The organism is Acholeplasma equirhinis (genome assembly GCF_017052655.1).
Lineage (GTDB): Bacteria > Bacillota_I > Bacilli_A > Acholeplasmatales > Acholeplasmataceae > Acholeplasma > Acholeplasma equirhinis.
The window spans coordinates 1-2,329 of the sequence record NZ_JAFIDC010000005.1 but is presented as its reverse complement, the minus strand read 5'-3'; the positions used below and the strand labels follow the sequence as shown (position 1 = coordinate 2,329).

The window sequence follows — 2,329 nt, the reverse complement described above, 5'->3', positions numbered from 1 at the left end:
GTTTTGAGAGTATGTCTGGTGACAATAGCAAGGTGGATCCACCTGTTCCCATCCCGAACACAGCAGTTAAGCACCTTAGCGCCGACGATAGTTAATACAAATAGCGAAAATAGGTCGTTGCCAGGCAACTCTTTATTTGATATAATATATAACAGTGGTACCCAAACCTTAAAACTGAATTGCCTACTTAGCTCAGTCGGTTAGAGCACCTGACTGTTAATCAGGGGGTCGCCTGTTCGAGTCAGGCAGTGGGCGCCATTATAAAATTGAAACCTCAGCGTTAAAGTTGAGGTTTTTTATTTTGATTTTAATGTGTAATTGAAAATAATACTGTATAATAAAGTGTATAAGGAGGGTTTTCGATGTCAAAAATTGATAGAAATCACTTAATAAATATAGAAAAAAAGGATGCATATCGTGCAATTTCAAAGAATAATCATAAATTTATAGAAAAAGTAAGTGAAGAGAAAGCTGAAGAACATAAGATGTCCGAACATTTACAAGATGAAGCATCAAATCCTTTCTTAGACGGTACTTTAAGAGATGTTCCAGTACAAGTTCAAGAAGATATGCGTGATCTTTTTTGGGATGGTGATCAAACGAAAACTCACATTCCTAATCATAAACGTGCACCAATTAGATGGGGTAATGTGTCACTTTGGATATTCACAGGACTTGTAGGGTTATTTTTACTTACAATCTTGATTATTGGAATACTAGGTATGTTACAATTCTTTTAGATGTTAGATTTAAAGTTTTTATTACTTTAATATTAAAGTATAATGTATATGTATCATTAAGGATGAAATTTTATGAATAATAGACATCCTTATGATCCTGTTGGACAAATCATCATGATAACAATTTTTCACTAGAAATTTTAACGGTTGGATTTGTTATATTCTATAGTTTTTATTTGGCATTTATATCATAATTTTAGGAGATTTATATGACATTATTAGTTGCAGCAATGGAAGATGAAGTAAAAGACATCTTACCTTTATTAATGAAAGTTGAAGAAAAGCCTTTTTTAACTTTTGAAGGACGTTTAGGTAAAAAAGATGTTGTTTTAATCTTAACTGGCATTGGAAAATCAAACGCAGCAGCTGCAGTTAGCTTCGCAATTACAAAGTATCAACCACTGATTGATTTAATCATTAATATAGGTATTGCAGGAGGTTATCAAGTCTTAACATATACACCATATGTTGTGAGTGCTGCAACCTATAGTGATTTTGATTTAAGAGTCTTTAAATACGAATTAGGTCAAGTGCCTAAAATGCCAACCTGGTTTAAATTAGATCACTCGCTTGAAAGTAAACTTTCAGAATATCATAAAGCAGAACTTTATTCAGCAGATCATTTTGGTACAAGTCCAATTAAAGAAGCACCACATCTTGTGGATATGGAAGGTGCAGCAGTTTTTCAAGTTGCACATATCTTTGAAATACCACTCATATCCATTAAAGTAGTTTCTGATTTAATTGGTGATAAAAACCAACTTGAAACTTATAAAGAATCAGAAGTGACTTTATCAGATGTCATTAAAGATACATTATTTGATTTAATGGAGGTTTTATCATGAAAGGACTATTTTTATATTCCTCAATGATGGAGGATAATGAAGCCTTATCAACAATGGCACTATTACGTCGTGCAAAAGTTGATATTGATAGTGCATCTACAGAAAAGTCAAAAACCGTTATAACAAGCTATAAACAACAAATTACAGCAGATTACCTTTTAGAAGAAGTGAATCTTGAAAATTATGATTTTTTATTAGTACCTGGTGGACCTTATGTTGCTAAAGTCATTGATACGGATGAAGTCATTCAAAAGACCATTCAAGCCTTTTATGAAAAGAAGAAACTAATCGGTGCAATTTGTGCCGCACCAAGGTTTTTAGGTAGATTAGGTATCTTAGATGGTAAACCATTCACTGCTTTCCCAGGAAGCGAAAAAGATGCCCCTAAAGGCAATTATTTAGGCAATCAAAAAGCAGTTACAACCGAAGGGATCATAACTGCTAGAAGTGCAGGTGCGGTGATTGAATTTGTATATGCACTACTTACTAAACTTCAAAGCGAAGCAGATGCTAAAATGTTATTAGAGAACATCATTTATTGATGTTCTTTTTATTATGTTGGTCGTAGACTAACATAAAACCACCTGCTATGCGGGTGGAATCAAAGGAGCAGTAGCGATAAACAAAAAGAATCCTCTTGGTTGGTATAATGGTAATGACCAATTGCCTTACACCAAATTAAACCAAGGAGGATTCTATCATCAGAACAATGAAGAACGATGATACAAGTAGTTTATCACATAC

At 33.4% G+C, this 2,329-nt stretch carries 3 protein-coding genes, 1 tRNA gene and 1 rRNA gene; all 5 read left to right on the top strand.

The window, feature by feature from the left end; genetic code table 11:
* Positions 1 to 14 precede the first annotated feature (14 nt).
* The 5 genes from rrf to JV173_RS06960 all read left to right on the top strand — a co-directional run bounded on the left by rrf (position 15) and on the right by JV173_RS06960 (position 2,127).
* Positions 15 to 126 (top strand): 5S ribosomal RNA (rrf, locus tag JV173_RS06980).
* Positions 127 to 181: 55 nt separating this feature from the next.
* Positions 182 to 258 (top strand) — tRNA-Asn (locus JV173_RS06975).
* A 104-nt stretch (positions 259 to 362) separates the two neighbouring features.
* On the top strand, positions 363 to 740 hold the full coding sequence (locus JV173_RS06970) for a hypothetical protein (protein ID WP_205735585.1): 378 nt from the start codon (positions 363 to 365) through the stop codon (positions 738 to 740).
* 209 nt (positions 741 to 949) lie between these two features.
* Positions 950 to 1,585 (top strand): 5'-methylthioadenosine/S-adenosylhomocysteine nucleosidase family protein, encoded by a 636-nt coding sequence (locus JV173_RS06965; RefSeq protein ID WP_205735584.1) that lies wholly within the window; start codon positions 950 to 952, stop codon positions 1,583 to 1,585.
* Positions 1,582 to 2,127 (top strand): DJ-1/PfpI family protein, encoded by a 546-nt coding sequence (locus tag JV173_RS06960; protein WP_205735583.1) that lies wholly within the window; start codon positions 1,582 to 1,584, stop codon positions 2,125 to 2,127. Before JV173_RS06965 ends, JV173_RS06960 begins: the two co-directional genes overlap by 4 nt.
* Positions 2,128 to 2,329 lie beyond the last annotated feature (202 nt).